Genomic DNA, 6,452 nt, shown 5'->3' with positions numbered 1-6,452 from the left:
CATGGCCTACGGCTTCCACCACGTCACCAACCTCATCAGCCTCGTCATGCTCAGATGCGGCGGACTCAACATCCAACTACCAACACCAACAACCTAACCCACGAAAACAGCAGAAGCCTCACAAATAATGCTCGATTCGCCGCGTCTTCTCTCGCAACTCTCGCAACGCACAAAAGCGCTGTGCGCGCCACCCACACCGGACTGGGCGGCTGAACGAATTCGATTATCCTCGTTCTGGCCCGGCTCGTGCGCGATCCGGATGTGAAAGGGTGTCCCGATGACTGTCCATCGGGACACCCTATGTGGTTGTTATGGACGTCCATGGCTCAACGCGAGCATCTCTCCGACTAAAACGCTCATAGCTAGAGTCTGTCCTTCGGCTCTGGTTGATGTGTATGCATGTGCACCGCTTTGGAGCAACTGCACTAGCTTGTTCGGCGATACCTGGTAGTTGGACGTGAACGTGAGAAGATCCTGACCTCCTTTACGCTTCCTCAGGTTCTTCTTGGCCTCGTTTGCATAATCATTCACATATTTCTGCAGACCACCATGTTCCCAACACTCCGAGGCCGCTGTTTCCGTCAGCAGACGCAGACCCATACGGAAGATTGGAACGAATGCTTCCCGATTCTGCATATCCTTGTTCCGATACATGTTCCAAAGCTCTTCTAAGGTGCGGTACATGTTGTTGACGATACCCGGTGTCAAATGTAACGGTCCGCCAAAAAACAGCGACAGAAGGCAAACTGACCTGGCGCGTGCGCGCTTTTCGGCTTTCCTTGGGGGCACTGTCCTGCGCGGGGACTTCTTCGGGGTCATCGAAGAGATGGGCATCGTTCTGCTTTTCGTCTTCGGCAACAGGTTCCGGCATCGAATGTGAATCCGTGTCGGCACGTGCCTTCTCCCGTATATCGGTCTTCGCATTGGCGACGTGCCTGCGTTGGGATTCCTTGAGGCGCTTGATGAGATCCTCCGGCAACACGCTAGCAGGATTGTTTCGAGCGTTGCGGGTATTCAACTCGTTGTCCAGTTTACCAGCGATGTTTTCCACGAGCTCTCGCAGCAATTCGGTTGGAACCCCAAAATCCGGTTCATCGGGGAGAAGTCCCATTTCTTCGAGATGCTTCTTGTTGAAAACGTCTTTTTCAACGAATCCTGTATTGAGTATAGGCCACTCCGTCACTGCGCCAATAAGGTCCTCCAGCTTCATCAGTACGGTTTTCGGTCCGCCCATGTATCGGAACATGAAACAATCCCGCTCATACTGCTTCCAGCTTCCCTTACCCTTATGCTTGCGTTCCACATTCTCCAGAGCGATTCGTTCGTTGCACACATTGCATGGCATGGGGTCAGGGAAGTCTGGAGGCAGCAGTTGCCGTTGCCCATCGACAGAAAGACCTCTCTTGCGAAGCATCGCCAAGATGACACGTCTGTTGCCGTCGTATACTCTATACGACGGTCCATTATCTATCTTGCATACCGTGGGTAGTTCGCTCAAATCGAACTTGTCTCCCATTTCCTTTGCAAGTTTATGCAGCTGCCACTGTCCCTCATTACTCTTATCGATCGCGTGACGGATGACATCGTCATTAGTGTAGGTGCCTTCTAATGGATCTCTAGGATTCTCCGTCCACAGAATCAGATTATCCAGCGGAATGTACTCAACCCGCTGTCCTTCCCACACATCGGCCATTTCTCGTCTCCCGCTCACCATGTCACTCTCCTTCTGAGGCATTGCATGCTATGGCTTCACCCAGTGTATCGGAAAAAATCATCAGCTCATTCGCGGAACGACGCGAGGATGCACTATAGCTCAGAGGAAACAACCCGCCGTATCGGTCCTTATACAGTTTTCTGACCAGCGACGTGTCATCATACGTAAGCATCCAATGGGAACGGATATGACTATTCAATGTCCTTCCAAGATCCTGGTGCTGGCTTTCGTCAAAAGCGTTCATGTACAGGCTCCGCCCTTTTTCCACGTACGGCGGATCCGCATAGATGAAAGAGCTGTCATCCCCGATGAACCGTTCTACTACGGCGCGTCCGTCCTCATTCAAGACTTCGATGGAATCCGAGCGATCTCCAAGGAATTCGAGTTTCTTCCTTAGAGAGGCCTTATTGTATCTGGCTCCTACTTTGTATGCACCGCTCTGATTCAGCCCGCCGATAACGCCACCGTTGAGTACGCCGGATCTGTTAGTTCTGTTGAGAAAGAAGAATGCAAACCCCCTATCAAGTTCGTTGGCGGAATTTCTGATGATATCTTTCTGCCGATGCCACTCCTCAATAGTGGGTTCCGTCTTGTCGAATATTTCCAAGAACGATGTCGAATCATTGACTGCGCTATGCCAAAAAGCGAACACATCAGGGTCATAATCATTGATAACGACCTTTGACACGGTACCGTCCCGCAATAGACGCAACGCAACACCCGCTCCACCGGCATATGGCTCGACATACGTGGCGTCACGAAGCCCAAACATACCGATGAGAGACGCCACGTATCCGGACAACACGCTCTTCCCGCCTGGATACCTCAGCGGTGAGACCACATCATGGTTGGGAACCAGTGGGACAGACAGCATCTCCCCAGAACTGATCCTCGGCGTTGCGTACATATTTCTCCCTAGGCTCTATCTACGATAGTATGATTATAAACAGCGACACCATGTAGCACTCGATACCGATGTAGGTATCCTTGCCAAGCTCATTCTGCACCGCCTCAATTACCGACTTGTGCTCAGACTCACTGCTCCGCCAGTGCAACGACCCATGGTCATCGATTGTGCCAACCAACTGGAATCGTGCCACTTGCCTCCAGATGATTCATCGAACAATCCAAGCTAACCTCAAAACACTGGACTAACCCACCAGCACGTGCAACACATATCATGGCGGATATCACTGTCAAAAACCATTCCTTAAGACAATCGGAACGGCAGCAATGAGCACGAAATAACTGGGGCCTTGGAATCACTGGAATTCCAAGGCCCTCAACGCTATCCGACGATCACTTCTTAGACGTTGGGGAGAACTTGAACTCGACGATATCGCCGTCCTGCATGACGTAGTCGCGGCCTTCCTGGCGGAGTTTGCCTTCCTCCTTGATCTTGACCATCGAGCCTTCGGCGGCAACGAAGTCGTCGTAGGAGACGATGTCGGCCTTGATGAAGCCCTTTTCGAAGTCAGTGTGGATCACGCCGGCGGCCTGCGGGGCGGTCCAGCCCTTGTGGATCTGCCAGGCGCGCACTTCCTTCTCGCCGGCGGTCAGGAAGGTCTGCAGGCCGAGGATGTCGAAGCCGACGCGGGCCAGCTGGTCGAGGCCCGATTCGGCGAGTCCGGCGTCGGCGAGCATCTCGCGCGCGTCGTCCTCGTCGAGGTCCGTGAGGTCGGCCTCGAACTGGGCGTTGAGGAACACGGCCGGAGCGGGAGCCACGGACGCGGCGAGTTTCGTCTTGAGTTCGTCGTTGGCAAGTTCGTCATCGTCCACGTTGAACACGTAGATGAATGGCTTGGCGGTCATCAGGTGCAGGTCGTAGATGTCGGCCTTGTCGATCTTGCCGGCGGCAGCCGCATGGTCGATGGTCTCGCCATCCTCGAGGATGGCCTTCGCCTTCTTGACCGCGTCGAGGTACGCCGGCTCGATCTTCTTGCCGCGCAGGTCCTTCTCGAGCTTTGGCAGCGCGTTCTCGATGGTCTGCATGTCGGCGAGGATCAGCTCAGCGTTGATCGTGTCGATGTCGTCGGCCGGGTCGACCTTGCCGTTGACGTGGACGATGTCGTCGTCCTTGAACGCGCGCACGACCTCGCAGATCGCGTCCGCCTCGCGGATGTTGGCGAGGAACTTGTTGCCCAGGCCTTCGCCTTCGGACGCGCCCTTGACGATGCCGGCGATGTCGACGAACGTGACGGTGGCGGGCACGACCTTCTCGGTGTGCACGAGCTTGGCGAGCACGGGCAGGCGCTTGTCGGGCAGCGGCACGATGCCGGTGTTCGGCTCGATGGTGGCGAACGGATAGTTTTCCGCGAGGACATTGTTGCGCGTCAGCGCGTTGAACATGGTGGACTTGCCGACGTTCGGCAGACCGACGATTCCGATAGTAAGAGACATGAGTCCCAGTATTGGCGGCAAGGTGGACGTTGCCGGACGGTTCCGCGATGCGGTATGTCGTCGTCCGCCGATCGGACCGATCGATAGACGACGACATACCGTTACATAGCCGCGGAAAGAAACCGCCTCGTCCGCGCTTGCGATCAGGCCATCGGCACCGTCAGCCGCACCGAGTCGAGATCTACCTCGAAATCGGACAGCGGCACGGCGGCGAGTCGTTTCGAGTTGTTGCAGATCGCGAGCGCGAGCCGATGCCCGGCGCGCACGATCCAGTCGGTGGCGAGCAGGTCGAACGAGACGTCCATCCATTCGCCGGTCGCCGTGGGCGTGAACGCGTCGAACGAGTCCTTGTGGGCGGTGGCGATCCAGCCGCGCGTCACCATGTTCTGCATCTCATGCGATTTGCGCGGCACGCATACCGGGTAGACGGCCTTGTCGTCGTCGGACGAGCCGCCGACCGCGGGCCGTTTTTCCTTCAATTCGACGAGCGCGTGGATGTCCTCGCTCACCTGCACGTAGTTGCCTTCGCCGTATTCGATGAGCGAGACGCACAGGTTCGTGTCGGGTGCGGATGCCTTGACGCGCAGGCTGATGTGCGGTGTGCCTGAGATGTGCCGGTCGTCGGCGAGCGGTTCGCTCACGTACAGTAGCCGTTCGTCGCTCGCGTGACCGGATTCGCTGAACGGGATGAGTTCGCGGATGCGCGCGCCCTTGATCGTGGCGACATGATCGCCCTGATCGGATTCGTCATCATCCGCCGTAAACTCGCGCAGCACGCCCAGCCGCGCGTCCGCTCCCCCGCGAACGCCGAACGTGCGCACCGCCGTTCCCGGCACCGGCCAGCTCGCATATTCGTGCCAGTTGCCGTCCAGGTCCTCGATCGAGGCCTCCGGTTCGTCCATGATACTGTTGTCGACGCCCTTGAGCCAGTAGTCGAACCATCGTTCCAGGGTCGCAAGCCACGCGTCGTGGCGCACGTCGAACGGGTCGTCGTGCGCGTACTGGTGCAGCCAGATCTTGCGCGGCACGCCGTGCTCCCCCAGCGCCTTCCAGTACGTATCGACCTGGTTCATCATCACGTTGAGGTCGTTGACGCCGTGCACGAGGAACACGCTGGCCTTGAACCGGTCGACGTGCGCGCGGTAGTCGCGTTCGGCCCAGAACTCGTTGTAGCTGCGGTGTTCCTTGTCAGAGCCGTCGTGCAGCCGACGCCAGCCGCCTTTGGTGTTGAACCGCTGGAGTTTGCCGTCGGCGGTGGATTGCAGGGTGACGGCGAAGTTGTCGGGTTCGAACCAGCCGCCGTCGGCGTCGTCGCCGTTGAGCAGCGCGCCGTGCGGATGGTACCAGTCGTATTGGCTGGAGATCGCGGAGATCGGCACGATGGTCTTGAGGCCGTCGATGCCGGTGGCGGCCATGCCGTTGGGTACAGAGCCGTCGTAGGATTTGCCGATCGCGCCGACGAGTCCGGACGCCCAGTAGGCGGTCATCTCGTTGTCCGGAGTACGCCGGTCGCGGGTCATGTAGCCGGTCGCACGGCCGTTGAGCCAGTCGACGACCGCGTTGGCGGAGGCGATGTCCTTCGGCCCGCCGATGTCGCAGAATCCTTCGGACAGTGCGGTGCCGGACGTGGCGAGCATGATGACCGCGTAGCCGCGCGGCACGAAGTAGTTGTCGTAGAAGAACGGGAACTGTTTGAGTGGGCTGTTCCACTTGTCTTCCGGGTGCGAGTATTCGTATTTCTCGCCGTGTCGGTCGTACAGCTCGTAGTACGGGCTGGGATCCATGATGACGGGGATCTTCTCGGTGCCGTCGAGTTCGCGCGGACGGATGATGTCGGCACGCACCAGGTCGTTGCGGCCGTCCGCGTCGCCGTCGAACGGCAGTTCGATGTACACGAATTCGCGGATCGCGTTCTCGTATGAATACCGGGCTTCGCTCATGCCGGCCGTCTCCTTGTGTCTGTCTGATGTCTATCTGATATGACGTTGCGCACGGCGGACAGGCTCATCGTCGTCCGCCGTGCGCAACGCTACCCGCGGCCGTACCCAGCGCATGCCGACGCCTACGACGATAGCGATTGCGTTATATGCATACTGCGTACAGGTTACGAGCGAACCGCACTTAGTGCCTTGTCGGGCTTAATGTGATGGGTCTGACGCTCCCTCAGTCGGCTTTGCCGACAGCTCCCTCAGCCGAGGGAGCCAAGAAAACAGGCGCTTGTGTTGTTTTCGTGGGTGTGGGTTCGTCGTTGAGCCGTTGAGGGAGTAAGAGAAGAGCGCTTCCTGGGTAGGATGTTTTCGACCAAGATAAACAAGCAACCAGCAAGCGCCTGATGAAC

At 57.6% G+C, this 6,452-nt stretch carries 4 protein-coding genes; all 4 read right to left on the bottom strand.

Translation table 11 applies throughout. The annotated features are described in order from the left end of the window. Nucleotides 1-523 precede the first annotated feature (523 nt). The 4 genes from JS541_RS14440 to JS541_RS14425 all read right to left on the bottom strand — a co-directional run bounded on the left by JS541_RS14440 (nucleotide 524) and on the right by JS541_RS14425 (nucleotide 6,054). Complete coding sequence (locus tag JS541_RS14440; protein WP_236037012.1) at nucleotides 524-1,714, bottom strand: hypothetical protein; 1,191 nt, start codon at nucleotides 1,712-1,714, stop codon at nucleotides 524-526. A 1-nt stretch (nucleotide 1,715) separates the two neighbouring features. Beyond that, a complete protein-coding gene (locus JS541_RS14435; RefSeq protein ID WP_236037013.1) occupies nucleotides 1,716-2,621 on the bottom strand; it encodes a DNA adenine methylase in 906 nt (301 codons plus the stop codon). Nucleotides 2,622-3,013: 392 nt separating this feature from the next. Continuing rightward, on the bottom strand, nucleotides 3,014-4,114 hold the full coding sequence (gene ychF, locus JS541_RS14430; RefSeq protein WP_214375186.1) for a redox-regulated ATPase YchF: 1,101 nt from the start codon (nucleotides 4,112-4,114) through the stop codon (nucleotides 3,014-3,016). Between the two features lie 143 nt (nucleotides 4,115-4,257). Continuing rightward, nucleotides 4,258-6,054, bottom strand: a complete 1,797-nt coding sequence (locus tag JS541_RS14425) for a CocE/NonD family hydrolase (protein ID WP_214375185.1) — start codon at nucleotides 6,052-6,054, stop codon at nucleotides 4,258-4,260. Nucleotides 6,055-6,452: the final 398 nt, after the last annotated feature.

It is taken from the genome of Bifidobacterium sp. SO1, from assembly GCF_018555335.1.
Lineage (GTDB): Bacteria > Actinomycetota > Actinomycetes > Actinomycetales > Bifidobacteriaceae > Bifidobacterium > Bifidobacterium simiiventris.
The sequence above is the reverse complement of the archived record's forward strand: the minus strand, read 5'-3'. Positions and strand labels throughout refer to the sequence as shown.

Coding starts and splice junctions, on each gene's coding strand:
- JS541_RS14425 (WP_214375185.1), bottom strand. CDS start 6,054: ATGAGCGAAGCCCGGTATTCATACGAGAACGCGATCCGCGAATTCGTG.
- ychF (WP_214375186.1), bottom strand. CDS start 4,114: ATGTCTCTTACTATCGGAATCGTCGGTCTGCCGAACGTCGGCAAGTCC.
- JS541_RS14435 (WP_236037013.1), bottom strand. CDS start 2,621: ATGTACGCAACGCCGAGGATCAGTTCTGGGGAGATGCTGTCTGTCCCA.
- JS541_RS14440 (WP_236037012.1), bottom strand. CDS start 1,714: ATGGTGAGCGGGAGACGAGAAATGGCCGATGTGTGGGAAGGACAGCGG.